Below are 18,728 nucleotides of genomic sequence, written 5' to 3'. Positions count from 1 at the left end.
TGCAAAGATTTCTTTGCATATGTGTCTGTAGACTGTCAGCCCGCCGACGTTACTGTCTTGCGGCCTTCCAGCACGACCTTGAGAAGCGCATGGGCTGACAGCAGCGGGGACGCTTCGCAGTCGGCGAGGATCAGCAGGCCGGTGGCGGCACCTTCGGGTGTTATGTCCAGACGCCGGCCGGGAATGACGGCGACTGGTTTGCCCGATGTCAGAAAGGCGCGGATCGTGGCTGCGACGCCCTCGGCGGACCAGAGCGGGCCGGAAAGGCCGATGCAGAAGGCGGCGTCGAAATCCTCTGTCACGATCTGGTCGAGGCGCAGCGTATCGGCGAGATCGTCACGTGCGGCGCGGTCGGTGAGGAAGCGTCCGACAGTAGGCTCCTTATGGACGCTCTGATGGACGGTCTGGCGCAACTCGCTGGTCAGATCGGCGAAGCCGCCTGATGGTGTCGCGAGGACGACTTCTGCCGGTGCATCCTTGAAAAGATAGTAGGCGGGTGCGAGGCGCGCGATCCTGACCTCGCTGTTATCTCCATCCGTCGCGAGAATGATCAGAAAACGGATGGGTATTTGGACGTCCATGGGCATGCTCCTCTTGGGGAGCAATGATGCACGGACAACGAGAAGCGGACGAGTTGATCGTTGTAAATCGGTGTAAAAGGGTTTAGCCGGCCGCGCCCGAAAGCTGCGCCGGTTCATGGCCGAGGGCTTCGAGATCGACGTTGATGCGGCGTTCCCAGCCGATCGCGCCATCCTGCCTTGCGGCGACGCGTGCCGCCTCGAGGATGGCTGAAGCGGCGTCCAGCCCTTCCGGGCTCTGTCCCTTTGCGGTGACCATTGCCTTCACCCGCAGGAGTTCGGGCAGGCACCAGCGTTCGCCGGAGGCGTCGCCATGCTCCAAGGCGCTGTCGATCACCGCATGGGCTTCCGCATGTTGACCGAGGCCGGACAGGGCCTGCGCCTCGATGGACTGGAAGTAGGTGCGGAAGAGGTTGAAGCCGGCACGATCGAGGATGTCCATCGCCGGGCGCAGCTTTGCGAGGCAGAGCCGGTATTCGCCGTCCCGCAGACGTAGTTCCGCTTCGAAGCCGTCGGCATAGGTGTGCCACACATCGAGCGACAGGGCCTTGGTATGGTCACGCAGAAGCCGGATCGCGGCAGCCGCTTCGCCGTCGTTCCCGGAGAGAAGCGCCAGCGGGCAGACGGCTTCGGCGAGAAGATTGCTGATCGAATGGTTATGGCCGATATCGCAGGCGTAGCGCATTGTCTCTTCGACCTCCTTCAGCGCGGCCTTCTCGTCGCCCAATATCCAGAGGCAGCGGGCGATGATGATACGCGCCGTCACGCGCTGGTCGAACTGAAAGCGGACGGAATGGCGGGCCTGCGACACATGCTCGTAGTCGGCAAGCATCGCCAGAAGCTCCTGGCGGGCCTCGCCATGTCGGCCGAGCCAGTGGAGCGTAGCAGCCTTCATGCGCCTGCCGATGATGACATCGGTCGGATCGGCGGAGGACGGAGCAAGGGCTGCGAAGCGTTCCGCCAGCTCCAGTCCCTGGCGAGGCTCGGCGCGGTTCAGCACATCGACCCAAAGCGCCCAGATGGCGCGCAGCTGGTGATCGACATCGCCGAGTTCCTCGGCGATCCGCCAGGCCGTCGTCCAGGCGGCAACGCCGTCTTCGGGTGCATTGGTGGCACGAAGCTGCGGCCAGCCGAGCGCGGCATAGAGTTTCATGCGGCTTTTCTCGTCAAGGCCGGGGCGCGCATCGAGGAAGGTTATTGCATGGGTGAGGGCCGCCAGGCACTCGTCAAGCAATGACAGGCGAAAGAAAAGCGGCAGGGCGGCGACCGTCAGGCGTACGCCGAGCAGCGCATCGCCGCCTGATGGACCGAAGGCCCAGTCCAGGGCTGCGCGCAGGCCCGGCACCTGCTGGGCGAAATCATCAGGCCATTCCTCCGGCGAGGCGGCATAGAGATCCTGTTCGGCGCTTTCGAGCGCACTAGAGAGATAGGCGGAGAAGCGGGCCATGACATCGGGCAGTTCGCCAGAGGCCGCAAGCTTTTCGCCGGCGTAGAGGCGGGTCGTATCAAGCAGGCGGTAGAGCGTTTCGTCGGTCGCGGTCTCGACCACGACCAGCGATTTGGCGACGAGGACGGCCAGCAAATCCCCGGGTTCGGTGCCGGAGAGGACCGCGGCTGCGGCCCCGCTGCTGAAGCGGCCGCGGAAGACGGAGAGTTCGCGCAGCGCCTGCTGCTCCTCCGGCGACAGGATGAGGTAGCTCCAATCGAGCGTGGCGCGCAGCGTCTGGTGGCGGGGCAGCGCCGTGCGCCGGCCGCGCGTCAATACCCGGAAGCAGTCGGACAACGAGCGGGAGAGGGCGGCGATGCCCATCGCCTCCAGCCGGCCGGCGGCAAGCTCGATTGCCAGCGCAATGCCATCGAGCCTGGTGCAGATATCGACGACATCGGCGGCGTCCTCGTCCGTCAGCTCGTAGCCGCCGAGGCAGGCATCGGCGCGTTTGACGAAAAGCTGGACGGCGGGCGAGGCCAGGGCAGCCTCCGCTGTCACGGCAGACAAGGGCAGGTCGAGCGGCAGCAGGCGGTGGACGCGTTCGCCTTCGGCGCGCAGCGGCTCGCGGCTGGTGGCGAGGATATGCAGATCGGGCGCTTCCGCCAGCAGGTCTTCGGCGAGCTTGGCGATATCGGCCACCACATGCTCGCAGCTGTCGAGCACGAGCAGAAGATTGCGCGGCTGCAAATGGGCGGCGATCTCCACTGCGATATCGTCGCTGCGCGAGAGGATGCCGAGTGCAGACGCCACGACCGTCGGCACGAGATTTCCGGTCGCGACTTCCGACAGGTCGATCCAGACGATCTCGCCATCGAAGCTGCCGCGCGCAATCACGGCGCGCGCAACGGTGGATTTGCCGATGCCGCCAGGGCCGGCGATTGTCACGAGACGGCCCTTGGTCAGCTGTCCGGTCACGGCCGCGATCGTCTGTTCACGGCCGAAGATGCGGGCGGGCAGGCGTTCGGGGCGAAATTTCTGGAGTGTCGGCCGAGCGACGGGCGCTGCGCCATTGCTGCGGCGATTAACGGGCGCGATGAAGGTATAGCCGCGGCCGGGCACGTTGGCGATGAATTGCGGTTCACGCTTGATGTCGCCCAGCGCCTTGCGCAGCGCCGAGACGTGGACGCGCAGATTGGCCTCGTCCACGAACGTATCCGGCCAGACCTGCCTGACGATCTCCGCATTGGTCTTCAGCTCGCCCGGATGATTGAGCAAAAACAGCAGGATATCGACGGCGCGGCTGCCGAGAGGCACCGCAGACCCTTCCCGCAACAGGCTGCGCCTGGCGGGCACTATCGAAAATGCACCGAACTGAAGCTCTTCTTCCAAGCATGCTCCCTGCGTGATGGCCGCAGGTTGGCTAAATGCCTGCTCCCTGTCAAATGAAACGCGGTGACAGGGCTGGAATTGCGACGAGATTTCAGACGTTTAAGGCCGTGCTATTTTAGCGGGCTCAAGCTTGCCCGCGCTCAGCGAGGATGGCGTTCAGGCGGGAGACATCCTCTCGCAGCGCAGTCAGTTCCGTCAGCACACGCATATCGATCTTCTGATGCAGCGACAGAACCTCAAGCTCGGCCTTCAGATTCACCTCATAATCCTTGGCGGCCTCGAAACGATCGCGTTCGGCCTGCCGGTTCTGCGACATCATGATGATCGGCGCTTGGATAGCCGCAAGCATGGAAAGGATGAGGTTCAGGAAGACGAAGGGATAGGGGTCGAAGGCGCGGGAAAAAAGGATGACCGTGTTGATGATGGTCCAGACGACGAGAAAGGCGAGAAAGGCCAGGATGAAGGACCAGGAACCGCCGACACGGGCGATGCCATCGGCCAACCGCTCGCCGAAGGAGGATTCGGCGGCAATGGCGGCGTTGACGTCGGTGGAGATGATCTTGCGCTCATGTGCCTTGGCCAGCACGCGCTTTTCGATGTCACCCAGTTCTTCGGCCGGCTTGCCGAAATGCAGGTGGACGAAATTCGGAAGATTATACATGGCATTGTCCCGGGAGTGGATCGAATTGGCGCGCAGTATTCCGCCGTCGCCGCAAATTGCAATGCGTATCGGCGTCGCGCAAGACAAACAGAGGGATAGGCAGAGCGATGGGGTCACCCTTCATCAAATTTTCGCCGCAGATCGCTACGGCTTTTGAAGCGGCTTATTGCGGTGCACGAAGGGGCGGATTAAATGAATGACATGACACAGGAAAACGCTCTCTCCCAGACCTTCAACATCGCCATCGCCCAACTGAACCCCACGGTGGGCGATGTCGCCGGAAACCTTGCCAAGGTGCGTGAGGCGCGCGCCGATGCGGCGCGGCAGGGCGCGCATCTCTTGATGATGACCGAGCTTTTCATCTCCGGTTACCCACCGGAAGATCTGGTTCTGAAGCCGGCCTTCATCCGCGCTTGCTGGACGGCGGTCGAAAGCCTTGCGGCCGATACCGCCGATGGCGGACCGGGCATCGTCATTGGATTTCCACGCCAGGACGAGACGGGCCGCTACAATTCCATCGCCGTGCTCGACGGCGGCAAGGTGATTGCCGTGCGCGACAAGATCGATCTGCCGAATTACGGCGAGTTCGATGAGAAGCGCGTCTTCGACCAGGGCGCGATGCCTGGACCCGTGAATTTCCGCGGCGTGCGCATCGGCATTCCGATCTGCGAAGATATCTGGGGCGATCTCGGTGTATCCGAGACGCTCGCCGAAAGCGGCGCGGAAATCCTGCTCGTGCCGAATGGCTCGCCCTATTATCGCGGCAAGGTCGATATCCGCCATCAGGTGGTGCTGAAGCAGGTGATCGAGACCGGCCTGCCGATGGTCTATGCCGCCCAGCTCGGCGGCCAGGACGAGCTCGTCTTCGACGGCGCAAGCTTTGCCTTCAATGCCGACAAGTCGCTCGCCTTCCAGCTCAGCCAGTTCGAGACGGCCCTTGCGGTGACGACCTGGAAGCGGACAGAAAACGGCTGGCACTGCTCGGAAGGGCCGATGGCGCGCATACCCGAGAGCGAGGAGGCCGATTACCGCGCCTGCCTGCTCGGTTTCCGCGACTATGTGAACAAGAACGGCTTCAAGAATGTCGTGCTCGGCCTCTCGGGCGGCATCGATTCGGCGATCTGCGCGGCAATCGCCGTCGATGCGCTCGGCGAGGAACGGGTGCGCACGGTCATGCTGCCGTATCGCTATACGTCCGAAGACTCGCTGAAGGATGCGGCCGATTGCGCCAAGGCGCTCGGTTGCCGCTACGATATCGTGCCGATCGAGGGACCAGTGACGGGCTTTTCCTCGGCGCTGTCGAGCCTCTTCGAGGGCACGAACAGCGGTATCACCGAGGAGAACCTGCAGAGCCGTGCACGCGGCACCATCCTGATGGCGATCTCCAACAAGTTCGGCTCGATGGTGGTCACGACAGGCAACAAGTCGGAAATGTCGGTCGGTTATGCGACGCTCTACGGCGACATGAACGGCGGCTTCAACCCGATCAAGGACCTTTACAAGATGCAGGTCTATGCGCTGGCACGCTGGCGCAACGAGAATGTGCCGCCGGATGCGCTCGGCCCCTCGGGCGTGGTCATTCCGGAAAACATCATCGACAAGGCGCCGTCGGCCGAGCTTCGCCCCGACCAGAAGGATCAGGATTCGCTGCCGCCTTATCCTGTTCTGGACGACATCCTCGAATGCCTTGTCGAGCGGGAGATGGCGGTCGAGGAGATCGTGGCGCGCGGCCATGATGTCGAGACGGTCCACCGCATCGAGCATCTGCTCTATCTCGCCGAATACAAGCGCCGCCAGTCGGCGCCGGGCGTGAAGATCACCAAGAAGAATTTCGGCCGCGACCGGCGCTACCCGATCACCAACCGGTTCCGGGATCGATAGAAAACTCATCTGGGAGAGGACGAGATGCGCAGCTCTGTCGAAATCTACAACGTCAGGAGAGGCGAAAGCCGCGTCGTCTGGCAGACCGAGGCGCTGGTGGAGGCGCCGAATTTCTCACGCGACGGCGCCTATCTGCTGATCAATGGCAACGGGCTGCTCTACCGCCTGCGGCTCGACGGCAGCGATCTCGTGGAGAAGGTCGATACCGGCTTTGCTGTCCATTGCAACAATGACCACGGCATTTCACCTGATGGCGAAGAGATCGTCATTTCCGACAAGACCGAGTTCGGCAAGTCGGCGATCTACATCCTGCCGATCGAGGGCGGCAAGCCGCGGCTGATCACCAAGAACCTGCCGTCCTACTGGCATGGCTGGTCACCTGATGGGCGCGAGCTTGCCTATTGCGGCATCCGCAACGACGTCTTCGATATCTACACGATCTCGGTCAAAGGCGGCGAGGAGAAACGGCTGACGCATGGAGAAGGCCGCAATGATGGGCCTGACTGGTCGGCCGACGGGCAGTGGATCTATTTCAACTCCAGCCGCACCGGCCTGATGCAGATCTGGCGCATCCACCCCGATGGCACAGGTCTCCAGCAGGTGACATCAGACAATTACGGCAACTGGTTCGCCCATCCGTCGCCCAACAATGACAAGGTGCTGATCCTCTCCTACGACCCCGATATCTTCGACCATCCGCGCGATCTTAGTGTCAGGCTCAGGATGATGGACATGGACGGCGGCAACCTGACGGAGCTGTTCGAGCTCTTCGGCGGGCAGGGCACGATCAACGTGCCGAACTGGTCGCCGGATGGCGAGGAATTCGCTTATGTGCGGTATTTTCCGGCCAAGGCCTGATCATCATCATTGAAGATGACGCGGCGGGGCTTGCCCCGCCGCGACTGATGCGGCCACTCAGGCTGCGACGGCTGCCTTGCGGCGGTCGCGGACGGCCTTGGCCAGATCCTCGAGCACCTCGACGGACGTATCCCAGCCGATGCAGCCATCGGTGATGGACTGGCCGTAGACGAGCGGCTTGCCGGGAACGAGATCCTGGCGGCCGGCGACGAGGTTGCTCTCGATCATCATGCCCTTGATGTGGTGGTTGCCGGCAAGAATCTGGCCGGCGACGTCATGGACGACCTTCGGCTGGTTCATCGGATCCTTGTTGCTGTTCGCGTGGCTGGCATCGATCAGCATGCGCGGGTCGACGCCGAGCTTGACGGCTTCGACGATGACAGCCTGCACGTCAGCTGCCTCATAGTTCGGCCGTTTGCCGCCACGCAGGATGATGTGGCAGTCCTCGTTGCCGCGCGTCGAGGCAATCGCTGCCTGTCCGTCCTTGGTCACAGCCGGGAAATGGTGCGGCTGGGAGGCGGCCATGATCGCATCGAGTGCGATGCGCGCGCTACCATCCGTGCCATTCTTGAAGCCAATCGGGCAGGAGAGACCCGAGGCGAGCTGGCGGTGGATCTGACTTTCGGTCGTGCGCGCGCCGATGGCGCCGTAGCTGACGAGATCGGCAATATATTGCGGCGTGATCGTATCGAGGAATTCGCAACCGGCCGGCAGGCCCATGGCGTTGATGTCGAGCAGCAGGCGCCGCGCGAGGCGCAGGCCTTCCTCGATGCGGTAGCTGCCGTCAAGATGCGGATCGTTCATCAGGCCCTTCCAGCCGACGGTGGTGCGGGGCTTTTCGAAATAGACGCGCATGACGATTTCGAGATCGCCAGACAAGCGTCGTCGCTGCTCGACGAGACGGGATGCGTATTCGCGGGCGGCTGCCGGATCGTGGATCGAGCAGGGGCCGATGATGACGAGCTGCCGGTCGTCCTGACCGGTCAGGATATTGTGGATCGTGTCGCGCGTGCTGGTTACTGTCTTGGTAACGGAGGCGTCACGCGGGATTTCCGAAAGGATATCGGCAGGCTTGGTCAGCGGGGTGATCTCGACGATGCGCAGATCATCAATAGTGTCAGTCACGGTATGCTCTCCTGTTTGGTCATACCGTGGCGGAACAAAAAAGCCGCCAGGTTGACTAGCGGCTGTTCGGGTTGTCGTCGCGTTAGTTTCGGTTACGCACAGACCCGCATCCGCTGGAAGTAGCGGTACGAATAAAATCGCGATGCGTAAACGGACGAAATCGACATGCGGCTTATGTAGCCATGCCGATCGGAATTGTCACGTAGAATCTGTGAGGAAAAACGACAGATCCGTGAAGTTTTCAGCGGCTCTCCGCTATTGCCTGTCCCTGGGCCTCTTCCGGTTCTGCCGTCTCGGCATGTCTGTTCTTGTGGCGGCGTGTCGTCAGCTCCTCGCCGGCATTGGCAGGCAGGCGCAGGAAAGTGATGCAGGCAAGTGCTGATATCGCCGCCACGATGAAGAAGGCGATATGAAAATCCGAGACCAAAAGCTTGCCGCCGTGGAAGCTCGAGGAGATTTCCAGGATCGTGCCGGCGACGGCAACACCCATGGCCATGGAGATGCGCTGCGCCACCGCATTGATGGCGGTCGCCTGACTGCTGTCGGCCTCGTCCACATCGCCGAAGGCCATGGCGTTGACCCCGGAAAAGGCCATGGAGCGCAGGAGGCCGCCGACAAGAAGATAGCCCATGATGACATACATCGGCGTTTCGGCAGTGAAGAAGCCGTTCACGCCGAGGAAGATCGCCGCGAGGAAGGTCGTCAGCGCAATGACGTTGCGGAAGCCGAAGGCGTTATACGTGCGGGTGGCTGCAAATTTCGAGCCCATGGAGCCAAGAGCGCTGATGAACGTTATCGAGCCTGACTGCAGCGGCGTCAGGCCGAAGCCGAGTTGCAGCATCAGCGGCATGAGGAAGGGCAGCGCGCCGAGCCCCATGCGGAAATTCGAGGCGCCGAGGATTGCCGCCCGGAACATCGGGTAACGAAACATCTTGGGATCGAGCAGCGGATGCGGGGTGCGCCTGGCATGCACGAGATAGAGAATGCCGGAGAGGACGCCGACGGCCACAGTGACATAGCCGTAGATGACGGGAACGGCGGGCAGGCTGATGACCGAGAGCCCGAAGACGAAACCGGCAAAGCCGATGCCCGACAGGAAGAAGCCCGGAAAATCCATCGGCTTCGGGCTGCGCGGCTCGACGGCCGGCAGGAAACGGGTGACGAGGACGATGCCGATAATGCCTATCGGCACATTGATCCAGAAGATCCAGTGCCAGCTGAGATAGGTCGTCAGGAAGCCGCCGATCGGCGGCCCCATGATCGGGCCGATCAGCGCGGGAATGGTCAGCCATGCCATGGCATTCACCAACTGGTGACGTGGCGTGCCGCGCACCAGGAGCAATCGCCCGACCGGCGTCATCATCGAGCCGCCGGCACCCTGGATGAGGCGGGAAATGACGAAGGCGGCGATAGAATTGGAGAATGCGCAGGCGACCGAGCCAACCATGAAAACGAAGATCGCTAGGCGGAAGATGTTTCGTGCACCGAAGCGATCCGACATCCAGCCGCTGATCGGAATGAAGATTGCGAGCGCCACGAGGTAGCTCGTTACCGCAAGTTTCAGCGCGATCGGCGAAGTGCCTATATCGGCAGCAATCGCCGGCAGGCTGGTGGCGATCACGGTCGAATCCATCTGTTCCATGAACAGGGCGACTGCAAGGATCATTGGTGTTAGGCGGGACACGGGCAACCGGAAGGCAATGAGAGGGGATTCGGCGCCAGCGGCGTCGGGTCTCGTTCTAGGCCAGCATTTTCAGCCTGTCCACGAAATGAATGTCGCATGCAGCTTGCCGCCATGCCGTTTCCGCGCCATAGATCACCCGTCAGGTGCCCGCTTTCACAAGCGGGAGAATCGGGAATCCGGTGCAAGACCGGAACGTGCCCAACGCTGTAAGGCCGACGCTTGCCGCATAGAATGCCACTGGCCGCAAGGCCGGGAAGGCGGCGGCCAAGCGGATGACGCCAAGTCAGAAGACCGGCCTGGCAAGATAGACCCAACCCGCGCGGACGGCGGGCGGTTGCGTTGTTGGGGATTTGACGATGCGACCCATTGATGATGCCGTTTGCCCGGCATCCAGCTTTTCTGCGGCCGAACGCGAGGCCGTCTATCACGCGATCATGACGCGGCGTGACGTGCGCAGCCAGTTCCTGCCCGATCCCTTGCCGGATGATCTGGTGACGCGTCTTTTGACCGCCGCGCATCACGCGCCCTCGGTCGGCTTCATGCAGCCGTGGAATTTCATTCTGGTGAAGAGCGTCGAGGTGAGGGCGCGGGTACGCGATGCCTTCCTCAAGGCGAATGAGGAAGCGACCCGCATGTTCGACGGCGAGCGGCAGGAGCAATACCGTTCGCTGAAGCTCGAAGGCATTGTCCAGGCGCCGCTCGGCATCTGCGTGACCTGCGATCCAACCCGCAGCGGCAGCGTGGTGCTGGGGCGCACACATAATCCGCGCATGGACAGCTATTCCACCGTCTGCGCCATCCAGAACCTGTGGCTTGCGGCACGAGCCGAAGGGGTGGGCATCGGCTGGGTCAGCATTTTTCGCGAGGGTGACCTGAAGGAGATCCTCGGCATTCCCAATCATATCGAGGTGGTAGCCTGGCTCTGCGCCGGCTTCGTCGACCGGCTCTATGATAAGCCGGAACTGGCGGTCAAAGGCTGGCGGCAGCGGATGGCGCTGGAAGAGCTGGTTTTCCATGACGGCTGGGGGCAGGTGGAAAGCGAGGCCGCGCCGGTCTGAGCCGGCGCGGGTGTGCATCATGCTGCCGGCTGGGTGCCGCAATCCCTGGCACAGGCCGGTGTCTTCCAATGGGCGAAGACGAGGAAGCTTGCGGCGGCGAGAAGCCAGACGCCGATCGCGCCATAGAGCATGACGCCGCCGAAGCCTGCGACGAGCGCATCATGCGCCGTCCCGGCCGGAATGTCTGGCAGGGAGGCGATGTTGCCGGCGGAGATCCGTTCGGCGAGCAGGCGCAGGTCGCCGGCATCCGTCGAGGTTGGCAAGGTGCTCTTGAGGTGGGAGAGCACGCCGCTGAACAGGATGAAGCCCATGACGGCGATGTTGATGGCGAGCGAGATCATCCGGGCGCTCATGTCGATGCCGGAAGCCATGCCGGCGCGATCGCTGGAGACAGCGCCTGTCGTCGTATTGGTGACCGGAGTGTTGGTGAAGCCAAGCCCGATGCCGGCAAGCAGCGCGCCGGGCAGCATCGTCAGCCAGCTTGGCGCGGCGGCGGCACTGCCTGATTTCATCAGCAGGAAGCCGAGCCCGATGGTGAAAAGGCCGCCGGGAATGATGATGCCCGGCCGATAGCGCAGCATGAGCCGTTCGGCGAGCGGCGGTACGACGAGCGTCGGCAGCGTATAGGCAAGCAGCGCCAGACCCGCGGCCACACTGCCATAACCGAGACCGGCTTCATACCAGATCGGCAGATAGATCATGAAGGGCCAGAAGCTGATATTCATGGCAGCCGAGCCGATGATGGCGCCCGAGAAGGCGCGGATGCCGAAGACCGAGGCATCGAACATCGGTCGCGGGTTCAGCCTCTCGGCGAAGATGAAGGCGATGAGGCTTGCCGCGGAAAGTCCGATAGTGGCAAGCGCGGCAGGGCTGGCAAAGCCGAGAGCCGGACCCTGGGTGATGAAGAAAGCGAGGCAGAAGACCGCCAGCGAAAGGGTGGCGATGCCGGCGATATCGAGCCGTCCTGCAGCGGGGTCACGCGATTCCTCAACGCCCGTTACGGCAAGGGCCACCGTCATGGCTGCCAGCACGGCATGGATGAGGAAGACCCATTGCCAGCCGGCGGCTGCTACGATCGCAACGCCTATGATCGGGCCAAAGCCGAGGCCGATCCCGAAGATGATGCCCCACCAGCCGAAGGCCATGCTGCGGGCTCTGCCCTCCGGGAATTGATGGGAGAGGACGGCCACCTGGCAGATCAGCATCACGCCGCCGCTCATACCCTGCAGAAAGCGAGCAACGATTAGCAGCGAAACATCCTGAGCAAGGCCGGCAATCAGCGAGGTGAGGCCAAAGGCGGCAATGCCGATCAGGAAGACGCGCTTGCGGCCGTAGCGATCGGCTAATGTGCCTGCGGCCATCAGCACCGTCGTCACGGCGATCGTATAGGCATTCATGATCCATTGCAGCGCGCTGAAATCGGCATGCAGCACCTTTTCCAGCGTCGGCAGGATTGCCGGTACGCTCGATATTTCAAGGCCGAACATCAGTGAGGAGAGGCAGGCCGCCATCAGGGCGACGATGCCTCTGATACGTGAGGATTGAGGTGAGGCAGAGGTCATGCTTTGGCCTTTCGACGTTGAGACTTACAAGGGTGACATCCGTTGTCGTCCATTTGCGTCAGCATAAGCAGAGCTTGATCATTACAGAATTGGATGATTGACTATTTCAGACACAACAATTTCGGATAGATCCAATGACCATGCTCGATGTCGATTCCGTTCAGGCTTTCGTGACGATCGCCGAGAACAAGAGCTTCACCCGCGCCGCCAATGAGCTCGGCAGCACGCAAGGGGCGATTAGCGTCAAGCTCAAACGGCTGGAGGAGCGGCTCGGCCATCGGCTGATCGAACGCACGCCGCGGCTGGTGCGGCTTTCGGCACAGGGGGCGGTATTTCTTGATGCCGCACGGGAATTCCTCGCCGCCCATGACCGTGCGGTCGCGGCACTTTCCTCGTCGCGCCGTCATTTCAGGCTGGGCATTGCGGCCCATGTCGCCGGCCCGGAAGTGCCGACGCTGCTTGCGCGCCTCAATGCCCATGACCCGGGGTTGACGATCGAGGTGCGGCTCGACAATTCCTGCGAGTTGCTCGCCGCCTTCGATCGCGGCGACCTGGATGCGGCGATCGTCCGTCGGGATGAGGACCGGCGCGATGGCGAGGTTCTGGCACCAGAGCATTTCGGCTGGTTTGCAACGCCGCAATTCGAATATCGCCACGGCGAACCGCTGCGTCTTGCAGCACTGTCGCCCAACTGCAAGGTGCGGGATGTCTGCACCCGGGCGCTCGATGCGGCCGGTATTCCCTGGGCGGAAGTCTTCCTCGGCGGAGGCTCTTCGGCTGTGACAGCAGCCGTTTCAGCCGGGCTTGCCGTCTCGACCTTCTCCCATCGTCTGGCGCCCGTCGGCACGATCGAGGTCAGCGAGCGCTTCGGCCTGCCAGCGCTGCCATCCTCCGAGGTCGTGCTGCATTCGACACTGACGGATGCCAAGTCGCGTGCGGCGCTGCGCACACTGGCGGCAGCCTTCCGGGAGCATCGCTCGTCAAACTGAAGATGCGATTTCGACTGCCGATATCGTGGTTATTGCTGTTGTTGGGGCTGCGGGCCTGATGTCGCCGGATTGGTGAGATCGATCTTGCCCTGATCGCCGGCCAGGAATTGCGGGCCAACCTGGCGCACCTTGTTGCTGGCGGGGTCGTAGGGACGATCCGGCACCTGCGCCTGCGGGGCGGGCGGGGCGCTCACAGCCTTCGGTGCGTCTGTATGGATCGTGGTGATCGAACCCTTCGGCTCAGGCGCCGGCGCATAGGCTGCCTGGCTCTTGCGCATTTCCTCGTAATAGGCGGTCAGATTGCAGGAGCAGGCGGATTTTTCGCCGGGTGCGCGGGTCTTGTAGGCGAAGGCATTCTTCATCGCGCCATAGGGGGTGCCCGTTGCCGTCGAGATCATGTTCGAGGCTTCGGCGCTGGAGATGTCGCGGTAATAGAGCTCCGTCTCCACATCAGGGCACATCTTGGCGCAGGTCGCGGCATCGCGGCCGAAATCGACCGAGGTGGCATTGTTGCTGATCGGGAAGAAGCCACCGTCGCAGGTGCGTACGCAGATGGTGCTGACGGGCGAAAGCATTTCCGCCCGCGGCAGGCCGTAACGCTCGCCGCCGCCAAGCGGAATGAAGGTGTCGCCGCGCATGGCCTGCTCCTCGATGGAAGGAGCCGGGGCATAGGCATCGCCTTGCGCAGGTTCGCTAAAGCTGTCGCTGTTGCAGCCATTGTCTTCGAGTGCGGCCATCAGCCCCTCGCGGGCCGGATCGGCACCACCCTGGCGCAGTTCGTTGCGGCGGTCCTGCAGGTAGCGGATATTGTCCACCATCTTGGCTTCGGACTGCTCAAGCTCCTCACAGAAGCCGGCATTTTCGCCGCCGACGACGACCATGCTGCCCGACGTGCAGCCGTAGCGGCGCAGATCGCCGCGCACCTTGCGCAATTCCAGGTTCTGTTCGGCAAGCGCGCCCGCATATTGGCGCATCTCGGCACCATTCGTGCCGATCGATTGCGGCAGATCGGCAAGACGCCCGCGCAGATCCTCGCAGATCGCATTGGTCTCAGCGGCTGCCGGAACCGCAAATGCCAGAAAGAAGAGGAGAGACAGGTTTCGGCGCTTCACGACGTCGTCCCGGAATGAGAAAGTATCTATCGGTCAATTGCGGCTTCAACCGACCGCGCTTTGTCTTAACGTATTTCCCTTAATAAGCTCGAAGTAATTCCTAGCGCATTTTTGCGATCTTATCCAGCAAGCCCTATGCTTCCACTCCCATCTCTCCCGCAGCTACGCGGGAGCCCGCTGATATCTAAATGGCTGATATGACAGGAATTTCCGACGAGATTCGTTCTCTCTCAACGACACCGGTAAAACCGGAACCCCGACACGGCCTTCACGTTTTCGTGGACGGCTGTTATGAGCCCGGTACGCGGCAGGGCGGGTGGGCCTTCGTCGCCTACCGCGATGGCGTGGAAATCGCGTCCGGTTTCGGCGGCGTAGAAAATTCCGCCAACAATGCGATGGAACTGACTTCAGTGCTCGAGGCGGCAATCTGGATCAACCGCACAGCCGAGGGCGTGGCAGCGGTCATCTGGTGCGATTCCGTCTATGCCGTCGACGGCTGCAACAGCTGGCGTCCTATCTGGAGGAACAATGGCTGGAAGAAAAGCAACCCAGGTGGCAAGGCCAGAAACCGGGCGATATCAGATGCGGGACTCTGGAAAGCCGTCGATATCGCGCTATCCCAGAATCCATTGATAGCGATTGCTTGGTGCAAGGGCCATTCCGGCATTGAAGGTAACGAACGCGCCGATGAGCTTTCGGATCAGGGACGCCGATCCATACGGCGTGCCTGATATGCCCTATGCCAACGGCCGTCGCTTCGCAGACGGCCGCAGCGCGGCTTACGCCGGCTGCGATGCCTCGACAACAGCAAGCGCTGCCATGTTGACCACGCCGCGAGACGTGACCGACGGCGCCAGGATATGGGCCGGCATTGCGGTGCCAAGCAGGATCGGGCCGACATGCAGGCCATCGGTCATCGACTTGACGACGCCGAGCGTGATGTTGGCCGCATCAAGATTCGGGAAGACCAGCAGGTTGGCTTCGTCATGCAGCGTCGTGTGTGGCATGACGCGGCGGCGCAGCTCCTCGGAGATCGCGCTTTCGCCGTGCATTTCGCCGTCGACCTCGAGATCAGGAGCCGCTTCACGCACCAGTTGCAGCGCATTGCGCATCTTGGTGGCGCTTTCGGATTCGCGCGAGCCGAAGTTCGAATGCGAGACGAGGGCAGCGCGCGGGGTGATGCCGAAGCGCTTGATTTCCTCAGCTGCCAGCACTGTCGCCTCGGCGATTTCCTCGGCCGTCGGATTGAAGGTCACATAGGTGTCGGTGAAGAAGGTCGCGCCGCGCTGCGAGATCAACAGGCTGAGCGCGGAGAAATCGCGCACATTCGGGCGCTTGCCGATGATCTGGCGCACGTCGCGGAGGTGTTTCTCGTAACGCCCTTCGAGGCCGCAGATCAGGGCATCGGCTTCGCCGCGCTTCAGCGCCAGGGCACCGATGACGGTCGTGTTGGTACGAACGATGGTGCGCGCTGCCTCCGGGATGACGCCGCGGCGACCGACCAGCTGCAGATAGAGATCGACATATTCACGGAAGCGCGGATCGTCTTCGGGGTTGATGACCTCGAAATCCGACAGAGGGCGGATGCGCAGACCGTAGCGCTTCAGGCGCGTTTCGATGACCTGTGGGCGGCCGATGATGATCGGCTCGGCAATGCCTTCTTCGATCAGAACCTGAGCGGCGCGCAGCACGCGCTCGTCTTCACCTTCCGAGAAGACGACGCGCTTGCGCTCTGCCGTCTTTGCCGCCGTGAAGATCGGCTTCATGATGAAGCCGGAGCGGAAGACGAAGCGGTTCAGATGGTCGAGATAGACATCGAAATCGGTGATCGGGCGGCGGGCGACGCCGCTTTCGGCAGCAGCCTTTGCGACAGCAGGCGCGATGCGCAGAATGAGGCGCGGATCGAAGGGCGAGGGGATGAGATAGTCGGGACCGAAGACCGGGGTTTCACCGGAATAGGCGCGGGCAGCAACATCCGACGGCTCCTCGCGGGCGAGGGCCGCGATGGCGCGCACGGCCGCCATCTTCATTTCCTCGTTGATCGTCTCGGCGCCACAGTCCAGCGCGCCCCTGAAAATATAGGGGAAGCAGAGGACGTTGTTGACCTGGTTCGGGAAGTCCGAGCGGCCGGTGCAGATCATCGCATCCGGGCGGGCAGCGCGGGCGAGGTCCGGCATGATTTCCGGCGTCGGGTTGGCAAGCGCCATGATCAGCGGCTTGTCGGCCATCTGCGCCAGCAGCTCCGGCTTCAGGACGCCGGCAGCGGACAGGCCGAGGAAGACATCGGCGCCGCCGATATTTTCGGCGAGCGTGCGCGTGTCGCTCTTCTGGGCGTAGATCGCCTTCCACTCGTCCATCAGCTCGACGCGGCCTTCATAGACGAGGCCTTCTAGATCGTGGACCCAGATGTTTTCGCGCTTGGCGCCGAGCGTCACCAGCAGGTTGAGACAGGCAAGGGCTGCCGCACCGGCGCCTGACGCGACGATCTTCACCTCATCGATCTTCTTGCCGGCGAGTTCCAGGCCGTTGAGGATGGCGGCGGCGACGATGATTGCGGTGCCGTGCTGGTCATCGTGGAAGACGGGGATCTTCATCTTTTCGCGCAGCTGCTTCTCGATGCGGAAGCATTCCGGGGCCTTGATGTCTTCAAGGTTGATGCCGCCAAAGGTCGGCTCGAGCGAGGCGACGGTAGCGACCATCTGATCGACATCTGGCGCATCCACTTCGATATCGAAGACGTCGATGCCGGCAAACTTCTTGAAGAGGACAGCCTTGCCTTCCATGACCGGCTTGGAGGCGAGCGGGCCGATGTTGCCGAGGCCGAGTACTGCGGTGCCGTTGGAGATGACGGCAACGAGATTGGCACGGGACGTATAGTCGGCGGCCTGCTCCGGATTATCACGGATGGCGAGGCAGGGCGCGGCGACACCCGGAGAATAGGCGAGCGCCAGATCGCGCTGGTTGCCGAGCGGCTTGGTCGCCTGGATTTCCAGCTTGCCGGGGCGTGGATAGCGGTGGAAGAAAAGCGCCTGCTCGTCGAGGCTACCGCCCGTCAAATTCTTTTCCGATTTGGATTTTTCCTGGTGATCCATCGCCGCCTCCAGCGTTGTTCGAAGTCTTTTGAAGACTCCTCCATACATCAATCGACCGGCCGGAACAGTACGGAAATGGCCGCAGCGGAACTTTTTGACCTGATGGTAATGGGGAGCTGACATTAAGAGCCTTCCCTGGTCAGATTGCAGCATTCTGCCGGAGCAGGTTTTCGTCAGGGCAGAAGCGATTGGCGAAGGGCATACCCCAAGTAAGTCCGAGCCGATCGCTTCTGATCCTGGCGGAAAGATGCCCGGCCCTAGCCGGTTTGCAAGCAAACCACCGGGGTTGGCTGAAACGGGCCGCCTGATCGACCGGCCGACTCCGTTTGAGCCAGCAGAATGCTGCAATCTGACCAGGCAAGGCTCTAACCGGTGGATTGAACGGCTTTGCCGGCCTTTCCTTCGGTTTGTCATCTTCCTGATACACGAGTCTGATTTTGGAAGACCAGACGAAGAACGATGGGACACGAGCGGAAAGGCTTGTGACAGACATGATGGAACCTCGGCGCTTCCGCACCCTCTTCATTTCCGATGTGCATCTCGGCTCGAAAGCCGCCAAGGCGGATTTCCTGCTGGATTTCCTGAAATACCACGAGGCAGACACGATCTACCTCGTCGGAGATATCGTCGATGGCTGGCGCCTGAAGCGTAGCTGGTACTGGCCGCAAGTCTGCAACGACGTGGTCCAGAAGCTCTTGCGCAAGGCGCGCAAGGGTACGCGCGTCGTCTATATTCCCGGCAATCACGACGAATTCCTGCGCGCCTTTCCGGGCATGCATTTCGGCGGCATCGAGGTCGTCGAGCGCATCATCCATGACGGCGCCGACGGCAAGAAGTACCTGATCCTGCATGGCGACGAATTCGACGTCGTCGTGCGCAACGCTCGTCTGCTCGCCTATCTCGGCGACTGGGCCTACGACACGGCGATCCGCATCAACATCGTGCTCGCAGCGGTCCGCCGCCACCTCGGCATGCCCTACTGGTCCTTCTCGGCCTGGGCCAAGCTGCAGGTTAAACACGCCGTCAACTTCATCGGCGAGTTCCAGCGTGTGGTTGCCGAGGAAGCCCGCAAGAGCGGCGCCGACGGCGTCATCTGTGGCCATATCCATCACGCCGTGATCGAGGATATGGACGGCATCCGCTACATCAATACCGGCGACTGGGTCGAAAGCTGCACGGCGATCGTCGAGCATGAAGACGGCACGTTCGAACTCATCACCTGGCGTGCGCTGACCAGCAACGTGCCAGCACTGACATCGGTCGAATTGCTGGAAGAGGGCGATCTCGCCCCGCAGGCTGCCTGAATAATG

The 18,728-nt window shown here is 62.2% G+C and carries 15 protein-coding genes and 1 riboswitch; of the genes, 7 read left to right on the top strand and 8 right to left on the bottom strand.

Features of this window, described 5'->3' with window-relative positions:
- Positions 1–35: 35 nt before the first annotated feature.
- The 3 genes from AB8B33_RS09320 to AB8B33_RS09310 all read right to left on the bottom strand — a co-directional run bounded on the left by AB8B33_RS09320 (position 36) and on the right by AB8B33_RS09310 (position 4,057).
- Positions 36–581: a transporter gene (locus AB8B33_RS09320; RefSeq protein ID WP_113324969.1), complete on the bottom strand. Its 546-nt coding sequence runs from the start codon at positions 579–581 to the stop codon at positions 36–38.
- 82 nt (positions 582–663) lie between these two features.
- Positions 664–3,396 (bottom strand): ATP-binding protein, encoded by a 2,733-nt coding sequence (locus AB8B33_RS09315; RefSeq protein WP_439015127.1) that lies wholly within the window; start codon positions 3,394–3,396, stop codon positions 664–666.
- A gap of 124 nt (positions 3,397–3,520) precedes the next feature.
- Positions 3,521–4,057 (bottom strand): DUF1003 domain-containing protein, encoded by a 537-nt coding sequence (locus tag AB8B33_RS09310; RefSeq protein WP_113324491.1) that lies wholly within the window; start codon positions 4,055–4,057, stop codon positions 3,521–3,523.
- Between AB8B33_RS09310 and AB8B33_RS09305 the strand changes: the two genes are divergently transcribed.
- The 3 genes from AB8B33_RS09305 to AB8B33_RS09295 are packed head-to-tail and all read left to right on the top strand — an operon-like array spanning position 4,056 to position 6,796.
- The gene (locus tag AB8B33_RS09305; protein ID WP_439015126.1) at positions 4,056–4,214 is read left to right on the top strand and encodes a hypothetical protein; all 159 of its coding nucleotides are present in this window, start codon (positions 4,056–4,058) and stop codon (positions 4,212–4,214) included. The two genes, AB8B33_RS09310 and AB8B33_RS09305, sit on opposite strands and share 2 nt — an antisense overlap.
- A 44-nt stretch (positions 4,215–4,258) precedes the next feature.
- Positions 4,259–5,938, top strand: a complete 1,680-nt coding sequence (locus tag AB8B33_RS09300) for an NAD+ synthase (protein ID WP_439017208.1) — start codon at positions 4,259–4,261, stop codon at positions 5,936–5,938.
- A gap of 24 nt (positions 5,939–5,962) precedes the next feature.
- Entirely contained in the window at positions 5,963–6,796 is an 834-nt protein-coding gene (locus AB8B33_RS09295) for a TolB family protein (protein WP_439015125.1), read from the top strand.
- Positions 6,797–6,853: 57 nt separating this feature from the next.
- Here AB8B33_RS09295 and AB8B33_RS09290 read toward each other — a convergent pair whose 3' ends face one another.
- Together AB8B33_RS09290 and AB8B33_RS09285 are read right to left on the bottom strand one after the other, a co-directional pair.
- On the bottom strand, positions 6,854–7,921 hold the full coding sequence (locus AB8B33_RS09290) for a 3-deoxy-7-phosphoheptulonate synthase (RefSeq protein WP_439015124.1): 1,068 nt from the start codon (positions 7,919–7,921) through the stop codon (positions 6,854–6,856).
- 241 nt (positions 7,922–8,162) lie between these two features.
- The gene (locus AB8B33_RS09285) at positions 8,163–9,587 is read right to left on the bottom strand and encodes a DHA2 family efflux MFS transporter permease subunit (protein WP_439015123.1); all 1,425 of its coding nucleotides are present in this window, start codon (positions 9,585–9,587) and stop codon (positions 8,163–8,165) included.
- A gap of 142 nt (positions 9,588–9,729) precedes the next feature.
- Positions 9,730–9,919: riboswitch (cobalamin riboswitch) on the top strand.
- 42 nt (positions 9,920–9,961) lie between these two features.
- Between AB8B33_RS09285 and bluB the strand changes: the two genes are divergently transcribed.
- Positions 9,962–10,663, top strand: a complete 702-nt coding sequence (bluB, locus tag AB8B33_RS09280; RefSeq protein WP_439015122.1) for a 5,6-dimethylbenzimidazole synthase — start codon at positions 9,962–9,964, stop codon at positions 10,661–10,663.
- A gap of 17 nt (positions 10,664–10,680) precedes the next feature.
- On the opposite strand, the gene AB8B33_RS09275 is transcribed toward bluB, so the two are convergent.
- On the bottom strand, positions 10,681–12,225 hold the full coding sequence (locus AB8B33_RS09275; protein ID WP_439015121.1) for an MFS transporter: 1,545 nt from the start codon (positions 12,223–12,225) through the stop codon (positions 10,681–10,683).
- 134 nt (positions 12,226–12,359) lie between these two features.
- Between AB8B33_RS09275 and AB8B33_RS09270 the strand changes: the two genes are divergently transcribed.
- On the top strand, positions 12,360–13,214 hold the full coding sequence (locus AB8B33_RS09270) for a LysR family transcriptional regulator (RefSeq protein ID WP_439015120.1): 855 nt from the start codon (positions 12,360–12,362) through the stop codon (positions 13,212–13,214).
- A gap of 29 nt (positions 13,215–13,243) precedes the next feature.
- Here the strand turns inward: AB8B33_RS09270 and AB8B33_RS09265 are convergent, their stop codons facing one another.
- The gene (locus tag AB8B33_RS09265) at positions 13,244–14,326 is read right to left on the bottom strand and encodes a DUF2865 domain-containing protein (protein WP_439015119.1); all 1,083 of its coding nucleotides are present in this window, start codon (positions 14,324–14,326) and stop codon (positions 13,244–13,246) included.
- Positions 14,327–14,523: 197 nt separating this feature from the next.
- Here AB8B33_RS09265 and AB8B33_RS09260 point away from each other — a divergent pair, with 197 nt between their 5' ends.
- Positions 14,524–15,057 (top strand): ribonuclease H family protein, encoded by a 534-nt coding sequence (locus tag AB8B33_RS09260; RefSeq protein ID WP_439017207.1) that lies wholly within the window; start codon positions 14,524–14,526, stop codon positions 15,055–15,057.
- Between the two features lie 48 nt (positions 15,058–15,105).
- Here AB8B33_RS09260 and AB8B33_RS09255 read toward each other — a convergent pair whose 3' ends face one another.
- The gene (locus AB8B33_RS09255) at positions 15,106–17,418 is read right to left on the bottom strand and encodes an NADP-dependent malic enzyme (RefSeq protein WP_439015118.1); all 2,313 of its coding nucleotides are present in this window, start codon (positions 17,416–17,418) and stop codon (positions 15,106–15,108) included.
- Positions 17,419–17,909: 491 nt separating this feature from the next.
- On the opposite strand from AB8B33_RS09255, the gene AB8B33_RS09250 reads away from it, so the two are divergent.
- Positions 17,910–18,722 carry a UDP-2,3-diacylglucosamine diphosphatase gene (locus tag AB8B33_RS09250; protein ID WP_439017206.1) on the top strand — a complete coding sequence of 271 codons (813 nt, stop codon included), beginning with the start codon at positions 17,910–17,912 and terminating at the stop codon, positions 18,720–18,722.
- The last annotated feature ends 6 nt before the right edge of the window (positions 18,723–18,728 follow it).

It is taken from the genome of Rhizobium sp. 768_B6_N1_8 (genome assembly GCF_051811225.1).
Classification (GTDB): Bacteria; Pseudomonadota; Alphaproteobacteria; order Rhizobiales; family Rhizobiaceae; genus Rhizobium.
Note: the sequence above shows the minus strand (reverse complement) of the source record. Positions and strands in the feature narration are given on the sequence as shown.